The sequence below is a fragment of the Streptomyces sp. NPDC020801 genome (genome assembly GCF_044334385.1).
Lineage (GTDB): Bacteria > Actinomycetota > Actinomycetes > Streptomycetales > Streptomycetaceae > Streptomyces.
The window spans coordinates 199,430-218,724 of sequence record NZ_JBIRST010000004.1 but is presented as its reverse complement, the minus strand read 5'-3'; the positions used below and the strand labels follow the sequence as shown (position 1 = coordinate 218,724).

Annotated in this window: 18 protein-coding genes; 12 read left to right on the top strand and 6 right to left on the bottom strand. The window is 71.7% G+C overall.

What is annotated here, in order from left to right:
* Positions 1-2: 2 nt before the first annotated feature.
* From ACH4UM_RS10795 to ACH4UM_RS10765, 7 genes are all read left to right on the top strand, one after another.
* Positions 3-953 (top strand): glycosyltransferase family 2 protein, encoded by a 951-nt coding sequence (locus ACH4UM_RS10795; protein WP_398176283.1) that lies wholly within the window; start codon positions 3-5, stop codon positions 951-953.
* Entirely contained in the window at positions 953-1,351 is a 399-nt protein-coding gene (locus ACH4UM_RS10790) for a GtrA family protein (RefSeq protein WP_398176281.1), read from the top strand. The genes ACH4UM_RS10795 and ACH4UM_RS10790 overlap by 1 nt, the downstream gene beginning before the upstream one ends.
* Positions 1,352-1,405: 54 nt before the next feature.
* Positions 1,406-2,434, top strand: coding sequence for an N-acetyl-gamma-glutamyl-phosphate reductase (argC, locus tag ACH4UM_RS10785; RefSeq protein ID WP_398176279.1), 1,029 nt, complete (start codon positions 1,406-1,408; stop codon positions 2,432-2,434).
* 88 nt (positions 2,435-2,522) lie between these two features.
* Positions 2,523-3,674 carry a bifunctional glutamate N-acetyltransferase/amino-acid acetyltransferase ArgJ gene (gene argJ, locus ACH4UM_RS10780; RefSeq protein ID WP_398176277.1) on the top strand — a complete coding sequence of 384 codons (1,152 nt, stop codon included), beginning with the start codon at positions 2,523-2,525 and terminating at the stop codon, positions 3,672-3,674.
* Entirely contained in the window at positions 3,671-4,600 is a 930-nt protein-coding gene (argB, locus tag ACH4UM_RS10775; RefSeq protein WP_398176275.1) for an acetylglutamate kinase, read from the top strand. The genes argJ and argB overlap by 4 nt, the downstream gene beginning before the upstream one ends.
* Positions 4,601-4,656: 56 nt before the next feature.
* Complete coding sequence (locus ACH4UM_RS10770; protein WP_398176724.1) at positions 4,657-5,841, top strand: acetylornithine transaminase; 1,185 nt, start codon at positions 4,657-4,659, stop codon at positions 5,839-5,841.
* A gap of 19 nt (positions 5,842-5,860) precedes the next feature.
* Positions 5,861-6,412, top strand: a complete 552-nt coding sequence (locus ACH4UM_RS10765; protein WP_398176273.1) for an arginine repressor — start codon at positions 5,861-5,863, stop codon at positions 6,410-6,412.
* A 55-nt stretch (positions 6,413-6,467) separates the two neighbouring features.
* Here ACH4UM_RS10765 and ACH4UM_RS10760 read toward each other — a convergent pair whose 3' ends face one another.
* From ACH4UM_RS10760 to ACH4UM_RS10740, 5 genes are all read right to left on the bottom strand, one after another.
* The gene (locus tag ACH4UM_RS10760) at positions 6,468-7,205 is read right to left on the bottom strand and encodes an FAD:protein FMN transferase (RefSeq protein WP_398176722.1); all 738 of its coding nucleotides are present in this window, start codon (positions 7,203-7,205) and stop codon (positions 6,468-6,470) included.
* Positions 7,206-7,260: 55 nt separating this feature from the next.
* The gene (locus tag ACH4UM_RS10755) at positions 7,261-8,049 is read right to left on the bottom strand and encodes an FMN-binding protein (RefSeq protein WP_398176271.1); all 789 of its coding nucleotides are present in this window, start codon (positions 8,047-8,049) and stop codon (positions 7,261-7,263) included.
* 75 nt (positions 8,050-8,124) lie between these two features.
* Entirely contained in the window at positions 8,125-9,507 is a 1,383-nt protein-coding gene (locus tag ACH4UM_RS10750) for a ferric reductase-like transmembrane domain-containing protein (RefSeq protein WP_398176269.1), read from the bottom strand.
* A 59-nt stretch (positions 9,508-9,566) separates the two neighbouring features.
* Entirely contained in the window at positions 9,567-10,052 is a 486-nt protein-coding gene (locus tag ACH4UM_RS10745) for an FMN-binding protein (RefSeq protein WP_398176267.1), read from the bottom strand.
* Positions 10,053-10,095: 43 nt separating this feature from the next.
* On the bottom strand, positions 10,096-11,451 hold the full coding sequence (locus ACH4UM_RS10740) for a ferric reductase-like transmembrane domain-containing protein (RefSeq protein ID WP_398176265.1): 1,356 nt from the start codon (positions 11,449-11,451) through the stop codon (positions 10,096-10,098).
* Positions 11,452-11,856: 405 nt separating this feature from the next.
* Here ACH4UM_RS10740 and ACH4UM_RS10735 point away from each other — a divergent pair, with 405 nt between their 5' ends.
* Both ACH4UM_RS10735 and ACH4UM_RS10730 read left to right on the top strand, forming a co-directional pair.
* Entirely contained in the window at positions 11,857-12,588 is a 732-nt protein-coding gene (locus tag ACH4UM_RS10735) for a response regulator transcription factor (protein ID WP_398176263.1), read from the top strand.
* A gap of 29 nt (positions 12,589-12,617) precedes the next feature.
* On the top strand, positions 12,618-14,162 hold the full coding sequence (locus ACH4UM_RS10730; RefSeq protein WP_398176720.1) for a sensor histidine kinase: 1,545 nt from the start codon (positions 12,618-12,620) through the stop codon (positions 14,160-14,162).
* 444 nt (positions 14,163-14,606) lie between these two features.
* Here ACH4UM_RS10730 and ACH4UM_RS10725 read toward each other — a convergent pair whose 3' ends face one another.
* Complete coding sequence (locus ACH4UM_RS10725; RefSeq protein ID WP_398176261.1) at positions 14,607-15,194, bottom strand: pyridoxamine 5'-phosphate oxidase family protein; 588 nt, start codon at positions 15,192-15,194, stop codon at positions 14,607-14,609.
* 198 nt (positions 15,195-15,392) lie between these two features.
* Between ACH4UM_RS10725 and ACH4UM_RS10720 the strand changes: the two genes are divergently transcribed.
* The 3 genes from ACH4UM_RS10720 to ACH4UM_RS10710 all read left to right on the top strand — a co-directional run bounded on the left by ACH4UM_RS10720 (position 15,393) and on the right by ACH4UM_RS10710 (position 19,192).
* On the top strand, positions 15,393-16,589 hold the full coding sequence (locus ACH4UM_RS10720) for an argininosuccinate synthase (protein ID WP_398176259.1): 1,197 nt from the start codon (positions 15,393-15,395) through the stop codon (positions 16,587-16,589).
* 122 nt (positions 16,590-16,711) lie between these two features.
* Positions 16,712-18,145: an argininosuccinate lyase gene (argH, locus tag ACH4UM_RS10715; protein WP_398176257.1), complete on the top strand. Its 1,434-nt coding sequence runs from the start codon at positions 16,712-16,714 to the stop codon at positions 18,143-18,145.
* A 75-nt stretch (positions 18,146-18,220) separates the two neighbouring features.
* Complete coding sequence (locus tag ACH4UM_RS10710; protein WP_398176255.1) at positions 18,221-19,192, top strand: aldo/keto reductase; 972 nt, start codon at positions 18,221-18,223, stop codon at positions 19,190-19,192.
* Positions 19,193-19,295: the final 103 nt, after the last annotated feature.

The window sequence follows — 19,295 nt, the reverse complement described above, 5'->3', positions numbered from 1 at the left end:
CCGTGCTCATCTCGATCGTCGCACCCTGCTACAACGAAGAAGCCGTGCTGGCGCGCTTCCACGAGGAGGTCCAGAAGGTCGCGGACGAACTGCTGCCACTCGGCCACGACATGGAGTTCGTGTACGTCGACGACGGCAGCCGCGACCGCACCCTCGCGGTGCTGGAACAACTCGCCGAGTGCGACCCGCGCGTGCGGTACGTCTCCTTCAGCCGCAACTTCGGCAAGGAGGCGGCGCTGCTCGCCGGTCTGCGCCACGCCTCGGGAGACTCGGTGGTCGTCATGGACGCGGACCTCCAGCACCCGCCGGAACTGATCGAGCGCATGGTGAAGCTCCGCGGGCAGGGCTACGACCAGGTCATCGCCCGGCGCAGCAGGAGCGGCGACCCGTTCACGCGCACCGTCACCGCCCGCCTGTACTACCGTCTGGTCAACCGGCTCATCGACGTGGAACTGGTGGACGGAGTGGGCGACTTCAGGCTGCTGTCCCGGCGCGTGGTGGACGCGGTGCTGGCCCTCACCGAGTACAACCGCTTCTCCAAGGGGCTGTTCGCCTGGGTGGGGTTCCCCAGCACCACCTTCGAGTACGAGAACGCCCTGCGCGAACAGGGCGGCAGCTCCTGGACGCTGAAGTCCCTGCTCAACTACGGGCTGGACGGGCTGCTCTCCTTCAACAACCGGCCCCTGCGCGCCGCCCTCCACCTCGGCATGGGCCTGCTGCTGTGCGCCGGGCTGTACACGGCGTGGATCGTGATCGCCGCGCTCGTCAACGGCGTGCAGACGCCCGGCTATGTCACGATCATCACAGCCGTCACCGCGCTGGCCGGAGTGCAAATGGTCATGCTGGGGGTCATCGGGGAGTACACCGGCCGGATCTACTACGAGGTCAAGGGCCGTCCGCACTTCCTGGTGAAGGCGACCAACGTGGAACGGACGAAAGACCTCATTCCCTGATGCGGACCCTGATCACGCGCCCGATACCGAGGCAGATCCTCACCTTCGCCGTCGTCGGCGCCGTCAACACGGCCACGTACTACGGTCTTTACCTGTTGTTCCTCACCCGTCTGCCCTATCTCGCCGCGCATGTGCTGGCATTCCTGCTCAGCATGACCGGATCCTTTTTCCTGAACGCGCGCTTCACCTACCGGATCCGGCCGACCTGGCGGAAATTCCTGCTGTTCCCCCTGACCAACGCCGCCAATTTCCTGATCACCACGACCGGCGTGTACGTCATCGTCGGCGTCCTGCACGCCGGCAGCCGCTTCGCCCCCCTGCTGGCCTCGGCGGCGGCGATCCCGGTGACCTTCGTCGTCTCCCGCTGGATCATGCTGCCCGGGGTGGACACCGCATAGGATTGCATAAACGTGCAGCGATACGTATAGTCATGCCATCGAGGAGGAGGGTTCATGGCTGTACGTGTGGCGGTCGCCGGAGCGAGCGGGTACGCGGGCGGAGAAGCGCTGCGTCTGCTCCTGGCACACCCCGAGGTCGAGATCGGCGCCCTGACCGGGAACTCCAACGCCGGTCAGCGGCTCGGCGCGCTGCAGCCGCACCTGCTGCCGCTGGCCGGCCGGATGCTCGCCGAGACCACCCCCGAGGCGCTCGCCGGCCACGACGTCGTCCTCCTCGCGCTGCCGCACGGCCAGTCCGCCGGCGTCGCCGAGCAACTCGGCCCGGACGTCCTCGTCATCGACATGGGTGCCGACTTCCGGCTGAAGGACCCGGCGGACTGGGAGCGGTTCTACGGCTCCCCGCACGCCGGCACCTGGCCCTACGGCCTCCCCGAACTTCCGGGTGCCCGCGCTGCGCTGGAGGGGTCCAAGCGCATCGCGGTACCCGGTTGCTACCCCACGGCCGCCTCCCTCGCGCTCTTCCCGGCGTACGCGGCCTCACTCGCCGAGAACGAGGCCGTGATCGTCGCCGCCTCCGGCACCTCCGGCGCGGGCAAGGCGCCCAAGTCCCACCTGCTCGGCTCCGAGGTCATGGGGTCCATGTCCCCCTACGGCGTCGGCGGCGGCCACCGGCACACCCCCGAGATGATCCAGAACCTCAGCGCGGCCGCCGGGGAGCCGGTCACCGTCTCCTTCACGCCCACCCTCGCCCCGATGCCCCGCGGCATCCTCGCCACCTGCAGCGCCAAGGCGCGGCCGGGGGTCACCGCGGAGTCCGTGCGCGCCGCCTACGAGAAGGCATACGCGGACGAGCCCTTCGTCCACCTCCTCCCCGAGGGACGGTGGCCGGCCACCGCCTCCGTGTACGGCTCCAACGCCGCACAGATCCAGGTGGCGTACGACCCCGCAGCGCACCGCGTCATCGCGATCAGCGCCATCGACAACCTGACCAAGGGCACCGCGGGCGGTGCCGTGCAGAGCATGAACATCGCCCTCGGTCTCGACGAGACCACCGGACTTTCCACGATCGGAGTCGCACCGTGAGTGACGCACGTGCAGCCACCGGGCCGCAGACGACGAAGATGGCCGCACCGCTGCGCTGCACGGGCGGAGAAGCGAACAGGGAGATGCAGTGAGCGTCACGGCCGCCAAGGGATTCCAGGCGGCGGGCATCGCCGCCGGAATCAAGGAGAACGGCAACCCGGACCTGGCCCTCGTGGTCAACACCGGGCCCCGCCGCGCCGCCGCGGGCGTCTTCACCTCCAACCGCGTCAAGGCCGCCCCGGTGCTGTGGTCGCAGCAGGTCCTCAAGGAGGGCCGGCTGTCCGCCGTGATCCTCAACTCGGGGAGCGCCAACGCCTGTACGGGGCCCAAGGGCTTCCAGGACACCCACGCCACCGCCGAGAAGGTGGCGGACGTGCTCGGGATCGGCCCCATCGAGGTCGCCGTCTGCTCCACCGGCCTCATCGGCGTGCTGCTCCCGATGGACAGGCTGCTGCCGGGAGTTGAGACGGCCGCCGCCCAGCTCTCCGAGCACGGCGGCGAGAAGGCGGCCATCGCCATCAAGACCACCGACACGGTCCACAAGACGTCCGTGGTGACCAGGGACGGCTGGACCGTCGGCGGCATGGCCAAGGGCGCCGGCATGCTCGCCCCGGGCCTCGCCACCATGCTCGTCGTCCTCACCACCGACGCCGACCTCGACGCCGCCGTACTCGACAGGGCCCTGCGCGCGGCCACCGGGGTCACCTTCGACCGCGTCGACTCCGACGGCTGCATGTCCACCAACGACACGGTGCTGCTGCTCGCCTCCGGCGCCTCCGGAGTCACTCCGGTCCACGAGGAGTTCGCCGAGGCCGTACGGGCCGTGTGCGACGACCTCGGACAGCAGCTGATCCGGGACGCCGAGGGCGCCAGCAAGGACATCAGGGTCGAGGTGATCAACGCCGCGACCGAGCGCGACGCCGTGGAGGTGGGCCGCTCCATCGCCCGCAACAACCTCCTCAAGTGCGCCATCCACGGCGAGGACCCCAACTGGGGCCGCGTACTGTCCGCGATCGGCACCACCTCCGCCGCCTTCGAGCCCGAGCAGCTCAATGTCGCCATCAACGGCGTCTGGGTGTGCAGGAACGGCGGTGTCGGCGAGGACCGCGAGCTGGTCGACATGCGCTACCGCGAGGTGCACGTCGTCGCCGACCTCGCCGCCGGCGCCGAGACCGCCACCATCTGGACCAACGACCTCACCGCCGACTACGTCCACGAGAACAGCGTCTACTCCTCATGAGCGACTCCAGCCCATCCGCGAAGTCGGGCACGACCCGTAAACACACCGCGCTTCCCAAGGCACAGATCCTCATCGAGGCGCTGCCCTGGCTGACCCGGCACCACGGCAAGACGGTCGTCATCAAGTTCGGCGGCAACGCCATGGTGAACCAGGAGCTGAAGGCCGCCTTCGCCCAGGACGTCGTCTTCCTGCGGCACGCCGGTCTCAAGCCGGTGGTCGTGCACGGCGGCGGCCCGCAGATCAGCGCCGCCCTGGACCGGCACGGCATCGTCAGCGAGTTCAAGGCCGGTCTGCGCGTGACCACCGAGGACGCCATGGATGTCGTACGCATGGTGCTGGCCGGACAGGTGCAGCGGGAGCTGGTCGGGCTGCTCAACCAGCACGGCCCGCTCGCCGTGGGCCTGACCGGCGAGGACGCGCACACCATCACCGCCACCAAGCACCAGCCGCAGATCGACGGCGAGCTGGTCGACATCGGGCGGGTGGGCGAGATCACCCAGATCGACACCGGCGCGATCGAGGCGCTGCTCGCCGACGGCCGCATCCCGGTCGTCTCCTCCATCGCCCGCAGCCAGGACGACGGACATGTCTACAACGTCAACGCCGACACGGCGGCCGCGGCACTCGCCGCGGCACTGGGCGCCGAAACCCTCATGGTCCTCACCGATGTCGAGGGCCTCTACGAGGACTGGCCGAACTCCGACGAGGTGATCAGCCGCCTGACCGCGAGCGAGCTGGAGAAGCTGCTGCCGGAGCTGTCCTCGGGCATGGTCCCGAAGATGGAGGGCTGTCTGCACGCCGTACGCAACGGCGTCACCACCGCCCGCGTCATCGACGGCCGGGTCCAGCACTCGATCCTGCTGGAGATCTTCACCGACGAGGGCATCGGCACGATGGTCGTGCCGGACGAACAGGGGGAGTCGTGAGCACCCAGGACCTGAGCACCCAGGACTCGAGCAACCGGAACCGGAGCAGTCAGGGCGTGAGCAACCAGGAACTGACCACGCGGTGGCAGGGCGCGCTCATGAACAACTACGGCACCCCGCGGCTGCCCCTGGTGCGCGGCGAGGGCGCCCGGCTGTGGGACGCCGACGGCAAGGAGTACCTCGACTTCGTCGGCGGCATCGCGGTCAACGCGCTCGGCCATGCCCATCCCGCGGTGGTCGAGGCCGTGAGCCGGCAGATCGCCTCCCTCGGGCACGTCTCCAACCTCTTCATCGCCGAACCGCCCGTCGCCCTCGCCGAGCGCCTTCTGCAGCTCTTCGGCCGTGACGGCAAGGTCTACTTCTGCAACTCGGGCGCCGAGGCCAACGAGGGCGCCTTCAAGATCGGCCGCCTGACGGGCCGCCGGCACATGGTCGCCACCCAGGGCGGATTCCACGGCCGCACCATGGGCGCCCTGGCGCTCACCGGCCAGCCCGGCAAGCAGGAGCCGTTCCTGCCGCTGCCCGGCGATGTCACCCACGTGCCCTACGGGGACGCGCAGGCGCTGGCCGCCGCGGTCACCGAGGAGACCGCCCTCGTCGTCATCGAGCCCATCCAGGGCGAGAACGGCGTCGTGGTGCCCCCGGCCGGCTATCTGAAGGCGGCCCGGGCGATCACGGCGGCCACCGGCTCGCTCCTGGTCCTCGACGAGGTGCAGACCGGCATCGGCCGTACCGGGCACTGGTTCGGGTACCAGGCCCACGAGGGCGTCCTGCCGGACGTCGTCACGCTCGCCAAGGGCCTCGGCGGCGGGCTGCCGCTCGGAGCGACCGTCGCCTTCGGGCGCGCCGCCGAACTGCTCCAACCCGGCCAGCACGGCACCACCTTCGGCGGCAACCCGGTGGCCTGCGCGGCCGGGCTCGCCGTCCTGGACACCATCGCGGGCGAGGGGTTGCTGGAGAACGTCAAGCGGCTCAGTGAGAAGCTGCGCGACGGAATCGAGTCTTCCGGGCACGCGCTGGTCGCCCATGTCCGGGGCGCGGGCCTGCTCCTGGGTATCGTGCTCACCGAGCCGCTCGCACCCCAGGTGCAGCAGGCGGCTCAGGAGGCCGGCTTCCTGGTGAACGCGCCCGCCCCCGACGTCGTACGGCTGATGCCTGCGCTGAACCTCGGCGACGACGCGGTGGACGCCTTCCTCGGGGCGCTGCCCGGCATCCTGGACGTGGCAGGCGGGGACCGATGATCCGGAGAATGGGACGACGATGAGTCAGGCGCAGGACCACGGGCAGACCGAAGCCGGGGCCTCCGGGCCCGCCTTGCCGCAGACCCGCACCGCACGCCACCGCCGGATCGTGGACATCCTCAACCGGCAACCGGTGCGCTCCCAGAGCCAGTTGGCGAAACTGCTCGCCGACGACGGTCTGAACGTCACTCAGGCGACGCTGTCGCGGGACCTCGACGAGCTGAACGCGGTGAAGATCCGCAACACCGACGGCGACCTCATCTACGCGGTGCCGAGCGAGGGTGGCTTCCGCACGCCTCGCGCGCCGCTGGGGGAGTCCGCCAAGGAGGAGCGGATGCGGCGGCTGTCGCAGGAGCTGCTGATCTCGGCGGAGGCGTCGGCGAACCTCGTGGTCCTGAGGACTCCTCCGGGGGCCGCGCAGTTCCTGGCGTCGGCCATCGACCAGGCCGAGCTGCACGACATCCTCGGGACGATCGCGGGTGACGACACGCTGTTGCTGATCAGCCGGGATCCCGGTGGCGGGCAGGCGCTGGCGGACCACTTGCTGCGGCTGGCCCAGAACGGGCACTGAGCCGGCCGTGGCCCAGAACGGGCACTGAGCCGGCCGTGCCCTGGACGTGGGCGGCTCAGCCGAGCCGCCGGGCCAGCCCTCCCGTACAGCGCACCTCGTCGCCCGCCGTGATCAGCAGCGCCTCCACGTCCGGCAGGGACTCCAGCCAGGCCAGGCCCTCCCGGGCGCCCATCGCGAACGCCGCCGTCGCCCAGCAGTCCGCCCAGGTCAGGCGGGGGGCGACCACCGTGACCGCCACCAGGTCCGTGACCGCGGACCTGCCGGTGCGCGGATCGATGATATGGGCGCCGCGCTCGGCGGTGCCGGAGGTGGCCACAGCCAGCTCCGCGGTGCCGGCCGCGGAGATCACCGCCGCCAGCCCGCCGGGGCGCAGCGGATCCGACACGCCGACCCGCCACGGCCGCTGCGGCTCGGGCGTGCCGAGCAGCTGGACGTCGCCGCCGCCGTTCACGCTGACCCCGCTCGCCCCGGCCGCCGCGATCCGCCGGGCCGCCCGTTCGGCGGCCCAGCCCTTGACGATGCCGGTCGGGTCCAGCCGCCCCCCGTAGCGCAGGCTGAACCAGGCGTCGCTGACCCGCTCGGCCTCGGCGCCGAGTTCCAGGACCTCGGCGACCTCGGGGTCGCACTCCTGGACGGTGAGTTCGTCGCGGGCCAGCCGGGAGACCTGGCTGTCGTCGCGGTAGGTGCTGAACAGCTCGTCGGCCCGGTGCAGTCCGGCGACCGCCTCGCGCAGCGCCGCCCGGACCGCGTCGGGTTCCCCGCCGCGGACGTCGAAGGAGAAGACGGTCCCCATGACCTCCTCCGCATGACGCACCGCGGCGGGAGCGTCGGCCGGCTCGGTCACTGCCTCAGCCACCGGCCTGGTCCAGTGCCGACTGCAGCGACTGCTTGTAGCCGCCGCTGGTGTAGGTGGCGCCGGACACCGCGTCGATGTTGGCGTTGCCGGCCGCCACCGCCTCCTGGTTGAGCCTGGGGACGGCCATCGCGGTCTTCTGGTCGCTGAGGCCCCCCTTGGGCGCCTGCACCGCGTCGGCCTTGGTGATCTTCCCGTTGCTGACCGTGATCCTCACCTGGACGGGCCCGTACTCGGTCTGGGCGACCTTGCCGGTGACGGTGCGCGCCTGGGCGGCACCCGAGCCGGAGGAGCCGGCGGAGGACCCGGACGGGGAACCCGCGGCCGCCTTCGCCTTGTCCAGTGCCGACTGCAGCGACTTCCGGTACCCGCCGCTGGTGTACGTCGCCCCGGACACCGCGTCGATGTTGGCGTTGCCGGCCGCCACCGCCTCCTGGTTGAGCTTGGGCACGGCCGTCGCGGTCTTCTGGTCGCTCAGCCCGCCCTTGGGCGCCTGCACGGCCTCCGCCTTGACGACCTTCCCCCCGCTGACGGTCAGCCGGACCTGCACGTTGCCGTACTGCGTCGTGGCCACGTCGCCGGTGACGGTCTGCGTGCCCGTCTTCTGCGCACCGCTGCCGCCCTGCGGCGACTCCTGTGCCGCCGCCGTCTGCTGCGGGGCCGCGCCGGCCGCCGACGCGGCGGCCGGACCCGAGGCCGGCTTCAGCGACAGCAGCAGCACTATGCCGGACACGGTCGCGGCGCCGGCCAGCACGGCGCGCCGGATGGGGTGGCTCTTCCTCATGCCTCTGAGCTCCTGATTTCCCGGGAGTCCCGTAAGTCCCGTAAGTCCCGTGGTTTTTCCGGACGTTCCCGTCGCTCACATCTCGAACGACTCGTGATGGATACGGCGGGCGGGGACTCCCGCGCCGCGCAGTGCCTCGTACACCGACTGCGCGAAACCGGGCGGGCCGCACATGAAGACGTCGTGGCGGTCGATGTCGGCGATCTTCCGCTGCAGGGTCTCCGCGGAGATGTCGGGGCGTTCGCCGTCGGGGCTGTTGACCGCGTACATCAGCCGGGCGCCGCGCTCGTCGGAGATCTTCGCCAGTTCGTCCCACAGGGCCAGGTCCTGAGTGCTGTTGGCCCGGTACAGGAGGGTGATGTCGCCGGCCGCGCCGGGCAGCGTCTCAAACAGCGCCCGCATCGGGGTGATGCCCACACCGCCCGCCACCAGCAGCACCTTGCCGCGGCTGCGGCGGGCGGCGGTGAGCGCGCCGTAGGGGCCCTCCGCCCACACCCGGGTGCCGGGGGTGAGCTCACGCAGCCGGGCACTGTGGTCGCCGATCGCCTTCACGGTGATGCGCAGCAGATCCGGGCGGGGCGCCGCCGACAGCGAGTACGGGTGCGAGCTGAACCGCATCCCCGGCGCCAGGAACCGCCAGCGGAAGAACTGCCCGGCCTCCGCGCCCATCCGGTGCAGCTTCCGGCCGCCGATCAGCACCGACACGATCCCCGGTGTCTCCTCGATGACAGCCTCGACCCGCATCCGGTGCTTCAGGTTCAACCGGATCGGGGTGAGGATCCGGTACCAGAGCACGAGCGCCGTCACCGCGCCGTACAGGCCGTACCAGAAGGTCTTCGCCACCGGTTCGACGGCGAAGTCGTTGCCGGTGGTGATCTGGTGCCAGAACGTCAGGAACACCGCGGCGTACGTGAACAGGTGCACGTGGTACCAGGCGTCGTACGGAATCAGGCGGCGGACCGGGCCGATCGAGATCAGTCCGATCACGACGAGCAGGCCCGTACCGATGGCGGCCTTGCCCATGTCGGGCAGCTGGTTGATGGAGTCGATGGTCTGCTGGACGATGTCGCCGAGCGACTTGCCCGCCTGCAGCGCGTAGCCCCACATGATGAGGAAGACGTGCGCGAGGACCAGGCAGATGGTGTAACGGCCGCTCATGGCGTGCCAGCGGGCGACCCGGTCGGAGCCGACCCGTCGCTCCAGGGCGGGCACGCGCGCCATCTGCAGCACGACCAGCGCCATGAGATAGCCGGCCAGCAGCCCGGTGATCCGGCCCGCGTTCAGGATCTTCCCGTTGGTGTCGGCGATGGATGGGGTGTTCATCCACCACAGCCAGATGACGCCCGCCGCGCCCGCCCAGAGGGCGAGCAGCAGCGGGACGGCGGGGGAGCGGCGTGGCCGGATGCGGCGCATCGTCTGACGCCGGGCGGCGCGGCCTCCTGCGAGCGTGGTGGTCACGGTTCCTCCGTGGGGATTTGACCCTTGGCCCACAGATACGCGGCTGATGCGCCGAGTGTTCAGAGCCCCGCCGAGTCCAGTGCCGACTGCAGCGACTGCCTGTACCCGTCACTCGTGTACGTGGCGCCGGACACGGAGTCGATGTTCGCGCTCTGCGCGGCCAGAGTTTCCCTCCTCAGCTGGGGGATCGCATAACTGTTGATCTCCTGGTCGTGCGGGTTGTCCGAGGGATAGGAGACCGCGGTCACGTTCGTTATCCTGCCGTTCTTCACCGTGATCCGCACCTGGACGGGGCCCCAACGGGTCTGGACGGTCTGCCCGGTGACCGTCCTGGTACCGGTGCTCCTGCCGCTCGACGACGACCCGCCCGACCCGCCGGACCCGGCCGCGGCGCTCGAACCGCTGGACGGGGCCGGCGCCGGCGCCGCGGCGATCTCGGGCGGCGTGTGCGGCTTCAGCGACAGCAGCATCACCAGCCCGGAGACGGTGGCGGCGCTGGCCAGCACCACGCGGCGCAGCGGACGGCTCTTCTTCAACGCGTGCACGACGGCCTCACAACTCCCGCGGGACTCATGGCATTCACAACAGTCACAGTTCGAACGACTCGTGGTGGATACGGCGGTCCGGCACCCCGGCGGCGCGCAGCACCGTGTACAGGTCCTGGGCGAAGGCGTGCGGACCGCAGATGTACACGTCGTGCCCGGACAGGTCGGCGACGGCGCCGCGCAGGGACTCGACGGTGAAACTGGGGCGCTCGCCGCGCGGGCCGTTGAGCGCGTACAGCACCCGTGCCCCGCGCCAGCGGGCGATGGCCTCCAGCTCGCCGCCCAGGGCCAGGTCCTCCGCGGTGCGGGCCCGGTAGAGCAGGGTGACGTCGCCGGGCAGGGTCTCGAACAGCGCCCGCAACGGGGTGATGCCGACCCCGGCCGCGATCAGCAGCGACTTGTGGGAGGTGCGCCGGTCGGCGGTCATCGACCCGTAGGGGCCCTCCGCCCACACGCGGGTGCCCCGCCGCAGCAGCGGCACCGCCGCGCTGTGGTCGCCGAGCGCCTTCACCGTGATGCGGAGCAGGTCCGGGCGGGGCGGCGCGGACAGGGAGTACGGCGTCGACGTCCAGCCCATGCCCTCGGCGAGGAACCGCCAGCGGAAGAACTGCCCCGGCTGCGCGCCCAGTTCGTCCAGCCGGTGCCCGCGCACGACGACGGAGTACACGCCGGGCGCCTCCTTGTGCACCGCCTCGATGCGCATCCGGTGCCGCAGGTTGAGCCGCACCGGGGCGAGGATCCTGAACCACAGCACCAGCGCGGCGACGCCCAGGTACAGCGCGTACCAGGCGGCCGTGGCCACCGTGTGCCCGTTGAACTCGTTGCCCAGCGCCAGCTGGTGCCCGAAGGCGAGGAAGACGGCGGCGTAGGTGAGCAGGTGCACGTAGTACCAGAACTCGTAACTGGTGCGGCGGCGCATCGCGCGCGCGGAGGTGATGCCGACCGCGAAGAGGATCACCGTGCCGGCGGTGGCCTTCAGCATCTCCGGGTAGTCCAGCACCACCGTGACCGCCTCGTGCACGAGCGAGGCCCGGTCCTGGGCGGCGTACCCGGCGAGGATCAGCACCACGTGCGCGACCAGCAGGCACACCGTGTACCGGCCGGCCATCGCGTGCCAGCGCGCCACCCGGTCCGAGCCCACCCGCCGCTCCAGCACCGGCACCCGGGCCATCAGCCCCACCAGCACCGCGCAGGAGTAGCCGCACAGCAGCCCCGCCATCCGCCCGGCGCCGGTCAGCCAGCCCGCCGCCCCCACCACGGAGGACGTGTCGTACCACCACAGACCGACCACCGCGGCGGCCCCGGCCCACAGCAGCGCGAGCACGGCACCCGCCGGAGAACGCCGGGGCGCCAGTGGTACGGGCGGTGCCGCAGCCCGCCGCTCGTACACCGTTGTCATGTGTTCGCGTCCTTTCGCCTGTCCGGTACGCAACTGTGCGGGGCGAACTTCTGAGGGCGCTCTGAAATCCGGGGCCGCGGGCCCACCCCACAGAGAACTCAGAGCGGACGCTCACGCAGAGCTCACATCCCGGCGGTCGCACAGCGGCGCCGATCCGCCGGCGCTCCCACGGCGGTGCGCAGGTCACGCGGGTGCGCAGGCGGCACCCGGGTGCGCAGGCGGCACCCGGGTACGCAGGCGGCACCCGGATGTGCAGGCGGCACCCGGGTACGCAGAGGTCACTGCATCCACAGAGGTCACTCGTGCGGGCAGGAGTCACTCGCCAGGCCCAGAGGCCACTCACAGGAAACTCAGAGGGACGGGCGCCGCGGACGGATTGCGGGCCTGGGGGATGCTGGAGGGACCATGAACACACCCCGCCCCGTCCTCGCCCGCCCCGACGGCACCCCCGTACGGGTCCTCGTCGTCGACGACGACCCGGACCTCGCCGAGGTGCTCTCCGGCGCCCTGCGCTACCAGGGCTGGGAGGTCCGCACCGCCGGCGACGGGGCCGCGGCCGTCGCCGAGGCCCGTGAGCTGCAGCCCGACGCCGTGGTGCTCGACGTGATGCTGCCGGACACCGACGGCTTCGCGGTGCTGCACGAGCTGCACGCCGTGCAGCCGGACGTCTGTGTGCTCTTCCTCACCGCGCGGGACGCGGTGGAGGACCGCATCGCGGGGATCACCGCGGGCGGCGACGACTACGTGACCAAGCCGTTCAGCCTGGAGGAGGTCGTCGCCCGGCTGCGCGGGCTGCTGCGCCGCGCCGGGATGGCCCGGCAACTCGAGGACGGCCCGCGACTGACCGTGGGTGACCTGGTCATGGACGAGGACGCCCGCGAGGTCACCCGGGGCGGCGAGCTGATCGAGCTGTCCCCGACCGAGTTCGAGCTGCTGCGCTTCATGATGCACAACCCGCGCCGGGTGCTCAGCAAGGCGCAGATCCTCGACCGCGTGTGGTCCTACGACTTCGGCGGCCAGGCCCATGTGGTGGAGCTGTACATCTCCTACCTGCGCAAGAAGGTGGACGCGGGCCGCGAGCCCATGATCCACACGGTCCGCGGGGCGGGGTACGTGCTGAAGCCGGTGGTCCGGTGAGCGGGTCGCGCGCCGGGATCGGCGGGCGGGTGCGGGCCGCGCTGCTGAGGGCGGGGCGGCTCCTCGCCCGCCTGCCACGCCCGCGCACCCTGCGGGCCCGGCTGACCGCGGGCCTGGCCGTGCTGCTCGCCGTGAGCTGCGCCGCCGTCGGCGTGGCCGCCGTGGTCGAGCTGGACGGCTTCCTCGCCAGCCGCGTGGACCAGCAGCTGCGGGACCTCGGCGCCCGGTTCCCGGCCAGCCTGGAGCACGGCACCCTGCCCCAAAGCGACCACGACGGCGACGAGCACGGCGACACCCGCCGCCAGGCCTCCGGCACGCTCGGCGTGCGCCTGGTCGACGGCAGGGTGACCAACGCCGCGGTGGTGCCCGACGCCGACGCGGACTACTCCACCGACCTGACCGTGCGCATGACCGCCCGGGACCGGGCCCAGCTGGCCGGGGTGCCGGTCGACGGCAGGTGCCACACGGTCGTGCTGTCGGCCCTGCACCGCTACCGGGTCGTCGCCGCCCGGGGCCTGGACGGCGACGTGCTGATCACCGGGCTGCCGCTGGAGCCGGTGGAGGCGACCGTCCACCGGCTGGAGATGGTCGCCTTCGTGGTCTTCGGCCTGGCCCTCGCTATCACGGGCGTCGCCGGAGCCCTGTGGGTGCGTTGGTCGCTGCGCCCGCTCAGCCGCGTAGCGGCGACCGCCACCCGGGTCAGCGAGCTGCCGCTGGCCAGCGGCGAGGTCGCGTTGCCGCCGAGGGCACCCGAGGCGGACCCACGCAGCGAGGTGGGCCGGGTCGCCGCCGCCTTCAACCGCATGCTCCACCACGTCGAGGACGCGCTGACCAAACGGCACGCCAGCGAGGAGCGGCTGCGCAGCTTCGCCGCCGACGCCAGCCACGAGCTGCGCACCCCGGTCGCCTCGGTGCGCGGCCACGCGGAGCTCGCGCTGCTGCACCCGGGCCCGGTGCCGCCCGAGGTCACACGCGCCCTGGAACGGATAGCCGCCGAGTCCGCCCGGATGGGTGAGATGGTCGACGAGATGCTGCTCCTGGCCCGCCTCGACGCCGGCCGCCCGCTGGAGTGCTGTCCCGTCGACCTCACCCGGCTGGTGCTGGACGCGGTCACGGACGCCCGGGCCGCGGGCCCCGAGCACCGCTGGACGATGGAGCTGCCGGAGGAGCCGGTGATGGTGACCGGCGACGCCCACCGCCTGCAACAGGTGTTGGCCAACTTGTTGGCCAACGCGCGTTTGCACACACCCGTGGGCACCAAGGTGTCGGTGACCCTGGAGACCGAGCGCACCGGGACCGGGGACGGCACGGCCGTCCTCCGGGTCCACGACGACGGTCCCGGCGTCCCCGTGGAGGTCCAGCCGGGCGTCTTCGAACGCTTCACCCGTGCCGACCGCCGCCGCACGGACCCCTCCGGCGGTGCCGGAGCGGGCCTCGGCCTGTCGATCGTGGCGGCGGTGGCCGAGGCGCACGGCGGAAGCGTGGGCCTGGAGAGCCGTCCGGGCTCGACGACGTTCACGGTGCGGTTGCCGGCCGGCCCGGCGGGCGACGGCGAGGCCGCCCGGTATCGGTGACGGCTGAGCGCCGTGGCCCCGCCCTGTGCCCCGATCGCGAGCTGCGGCCCGCGTGCCGGATCGGTCCCGGGCAGGGATCCGCCGCACGGCCGACTCCGGCACCGGTACGCAGCCGGCCGTCGCCCCGGCCCCGCCCACGCGCAGGAGGACCCCGGCTCCCCGGCCGCGCACCGGGCGGCCGTGGCTGAAGCCGGCCACGAGCGCGTACGCGCACTGCCCGGCGCAGGAGGCCGGGTGCCCGGACTCGGCGGCCCGGCAGTCGGCGGGGCGCGGCCCGGTCCAGCGGTTGCCGGAGCGGGAGCCGATGTCCTGGCACCACCAGGAGTCCTGGTGCACCCGCCGGCGGGGCATGCGGGTTCCGCCCGGCGGGTCACCGGCCGGCGCGGCGCCGGGCACGGGGAGGGACGCGGACGCGAGGGCGGCGGCGACACCGGGGCACACGGCTCAGACGCTGGAGGGCGGCAGCGGCAACGGCAGCCCGGGCAGTCCGTCCAGGCTGGTGGCCACGTGCTCCTTCCTGGTGAAGTACTCGCTCAGTGAGGCGTCGTCCTCCCGCGCGAAGCGCTTGCCGTGCAGGTCCCGGTCGTCCTCGTAGGCCATGAAGGGGACCGCGTAGCCGCAGGTGTCCCGGATCAGCCCGGCGCGCACCACGATGATCGCGCGCAGCCCGTGCGCGGCCGGGTCGATGTCCGGGAAGTGGGCGAAGAGCTCCCCGAAGCGCGGGTCGCCGCGGAAGACCGGCTCGCCCCGGCCGTGGATGCGCACGATGTTGGGCGGGCCCTGGAAGGCGCACCACATGAGCGTGATCCGGCCGTTCTCGCGCAGATGCGCGATCGTCTCCGCGTTGGACCCGGCGAAGTCCAGGTAGGCCACGGTGTGCTCGTCGAGCACCGCGAAGGAGCCCTTGAGGCCCTTGGGGGAGAGGTTGACCGTGCCGTCGCCGGCCAGCGGAGCGGTCGCGGTGAAGAAGAGGGGCTGCTCCTCGATGAAGGTGCGGAGCCTGCCGTCTATGCGCTCATAGGTCTTTCCCATGTCCAGCGATTATCGCGGACTTCTTTCGAGGGTCTAAGGAGTTTCGGCTTTCCGGGGAACCTGGTCGCGCCCACCGCGGCCGCCCCCGCGCGGTCCGTGCGCCGCCCGGGCCGCGCGCCCCGCCGACCGGAGATTGACGAACCATGCAGAGTTCTGCATACTCATGCATGTCAGCGAATGCACTGTGAGGAGAAACCCGTGACCGAGCGCGTCGTACTCGCCTATTCGGGCGGTCTGGACACCTCCGTCGCCATCGGCTGGATCGCCGAGGAGACGGGCGCCGAGGTCATCGCCGTTGCGGTCGACGTCGGCCAGGGCGGCGAGGACCTGGACGTCATCCGCAAGCGCGCCCTCGCGTGCGGCGCCGTCGAGGCCGAGGTCGCCGACGCCAAGGACGAGTTCGCCGACGAGTACTGCCTCCCGGCGATCAAGGCCAACGCCCTCTACATGGACCGCTACCCGCTGGTCTCCGCCCTGTCCCGGCCGACGATCGTCAAGCACCTGGTCGCCGCCGCCAAGAAGCACGGCGCCACCACGGTCGCCCACGGCTGCACCGGCAAGGGCAACGACCAGGTCCGCTTCGAGGCCGGCATCGTCGCCCTCGCCCCCGACCTCAAGTGCATCGCCCCCGTCCGCGACTACGCGATGACCCGGGACAAGGCGATCGCGTTCTGCGAGGAGAAGAACCTCCCGATCGCGACCACCAAGAAGTCCCCGTACTCCATCGACCAGAACGTCTTCGGCCGCGCCGTCGAGACCGGCTTCCTCGAGGACATCTGGAACGCCCCGATCGAGGACATCTACGAGTACACCCAGAACCCGGCCGTGCAGCGCGACCCCGACGAGGTGGTCATCACCTTCAAGGCGGGCGTCCCGGTCGCCGTCGACGGCAAGCCCGTCACCGTGCTGCAGGCCATCCAGCAGCTCAACGAGCGCGCCGGGGCCCAGGGCGTCGGCCGGATCGACATGGTCGAGGACCGCCTGGTCGGCATCAAGTCCCGCGAGGTCTACGAGGCTCCCGGTGCGATCGCCCTGATCACCGCCCACCAGGAGCTGGAGAACGTCACCGTCGAGCGCGAACTGGCACGTTACAAGCGGCAGGTCGAGCAGCGCTGGGGCGAACTGGTCTACGACGGCCAGTGGTTCTCCCCGCTCAAGCGCGCCCTGGACGGCTTCATCGACGAGGCGAGCCGGCACGTCTCCGGCGACATCCGGCTGACCCTGCACGGCGGCCGCGCGGTCGTCACCGGCCGGCGCTCCCAGGAGTCGCTGTACGACTTCAACCTCGCCACCTACGACACCGGCGACACCTTCGACCAGTCCGCGGCCAAGGGCTTCATCGACATCTACAGCCTGTCGTCGAAGATCGCCGCGAAGCGTGATCTGCAGGCATAGCCTGGCGCGGCCCGCGCGCAGGCGCCCGACGACCCCTCACACGCACTAGCCTGACGGCCGCCTCGCTGCTTGCCGAGAGTGGGGAGGCGGCCGCACATCGCCATCTTCGAGGAGCAACGCAAGTGAGCAGCAACAGCGGTGACGTACGGCTCTGGGGCGGCCGCTTCGCCGACGGTCCCGCCGAGGCCCTGGCGAAGCTGTCCGCGTCCGTCCACTTCGACTGGCGGCTCGCGCCCTACGACATCGCCGGCTCACGCGCCCACGCGCGCGTGCTGCACAAGGCGGGGCTGCTCACGGACGACGAACTCCGGCGCATGCTGGCCGGGCTCGACCAGCTCGAAGCGGATGTGGCGGCCGGCGGCTTCGTGGGCACCATCGCCGACGAGGACGTGCACACCGCCCTGGAACGCGGCCTGCTGGAGCGCCTCGGCCCCGACCTCGGCGGCAAGCTGCGCGCCGGCCGGTCCCGCAACGACCAGGTCGCCACCCTCTTCCGCATGTACCTGCGCGACCACGCCCGGATCATCGGCGGCCTGATCGCCGACCTCCAGGACGCGCTGATCGGCCTGGCCGAGGCACACCCCGACGTGGCGATGCCCGGCCGTACCCACCTCCAGCACGCCCAGCCGGTCCTCTTCGCCCACCACGTCCTCGCGCACGTGCAGTCGCTGTCCCGGGACGCCGAGCGGCTGCGCCAGTGGGACGAGCGGACGGCCGTGTCCCCGTACGGCTCCGGCGCCCTGGCGGGTTCCTCCCTGGGGCTCGACCCGGAGGCGGTGGCCGAGGACCTGGGCTTCGAGCACGGCAGCGTCGGCAACTCCATCGACGGCACGGCCTCCCGTGACTTCGTCGCCGAGTTCGCCTTCATCACCGCGATGATCGGCGTGAACCTCTCCCGGATCGCGGAGGAGGTCATCATCTGGAACACGAAGGAGTTCTCCTTCGTGACCCTGCACGACGCCTTCTCCACCGGCTCGTCGATCATGCCGCAGAAGAAGAACCCGGACATCGCGGAGCTGGCCCGCGGCAAGTCCGGCCGGCTGATCGGCAACCTGACCGGCCTGCTCGCCACCCTGAAGGCGCTCCCGCTGGCGTACAACCGCGACCTGCAGGAGGACAAGGAGCCCGTCTTCGACTCCTGCGACCAGCTGGAGGTTCTGCTCCCGGCCTTCACCGGCATGATCGCCACCCTCACCGTGCACCGCGAACGCCTGGAGGAGCTGGCACCGGCCGGCTTCTCGCTGGCCACCGACATCGCCGAGTGGCTGGTCCGGCAGGGCGTGCCGTTCCGGGTGGCGCACGAGGTGGCCGGCGAGTGCGTGAAGGTGGCCGAGGCCGAGGGCAAGGAGCTGGACGAGCTGACCGACGAGCAGTTCGCGAAGATCTCCGCCCATCTCACCCCCGAGGTGCGCACGGTCCTCGACGTCGCGGGCGCCCTCGCCTCCCGCAGCGGGCGCGGCGGCACCGCCCCGAGCGCGGTGGCCGTGCAACTCGCCGAGTTGAGGGCCGACGTGGCGGTGCAGCACGCCTGGGCCACCGCCAAGCGGAAGAAGTAGCAGGTCGAGACGTGAAGGGCGGCGCGGGTTAGGTTGGTTCCCAGCCGTAAGGAACCGACCGGAACGGAGCCCGCGATGCCCTTCGCCCGACTGGCCTCGGCCACGACGCCCACCTGCCACATCGGCCTGGGGCTCGCCGCCGTCGGGCGGCCCGGTTACATCAACCTCGGCCGCGAGCAAGACCTCCCGGCCGACCGCACCGTCGACGCCCTGCGCGAGCGCACACACGAACTGCTGGACGCCGCCTACGCGCAGGGCGTCCGCTACTTCGACGCCGCCCGCTCCTACGGCCGGTCCGAGGAGTTCCTCGCCGCCTGGCTGAAGGCCCGGCCCGACGTCGACGACGTCGTCATCGGCAGCAAGTGGGGCTACACCTACACCGCGAAGTGGACCATCGACGCCGAGAGGCACGAGGTCAAGGACCACAGCCTCGCGACGTACGAGCGCCAGCGCGCCGAGACGGCGCAGCTGCTCGGCGACCGGCTCGACCTGTACCAGATCCACTCGGTGACCCCGGACAGCCCGGCCCTCACCGACAAGGAGCTGCACGCCCGGCTCGCCGAGGCCGCCGCGCAGGGCCTGACCGTCGGATTCTCCACCAGCGGCCCGGCCCAGGCCGACGCCATCCGGGCCGCCCTCGCCGTCACCGTCGACGGCGAGCCCCTCTTCCGTACCGTCCAGTCGACGTACAACGCCCTGGAGACCTCCGCGGGTCCGGCCCTCGCCGAGGCGCACGACGCCGGGCTGACGGTGATCGTCAAGGAGGGCATGGCCAACGGACGGCTCGCCGAGCCGTACGCGCCCGAGGCCCTGAAGGCCGTGGCCCGGGAGGCCGGCCTCGGCTGCGACGCGGTCGCCCTCGCCCTGATCCTGTGCCGCCCGTGGGCCGGGGTCGTCCTCTCCGGCGCGGCCACCGTGGGGCAGCTCGTGTCCAACCTGCACGCCCCGGCCGTCGACCTCGACGCGGACCGGCTCGCGCGCCTCGACGCGCTGGCCGAGGACCCGCACGTCTACTGGGAGCAACGCGGACAGCTGCCCTGGCACTGAGCCCGCGGCACCGTCTTCCGAGGCCCGTTTGGGCACCGTTTCAGGAGCGTTTGAGGAGCGGTCGCTGAGACCTGTATGCCCATGGTGAGACAGAGGTGTCTCG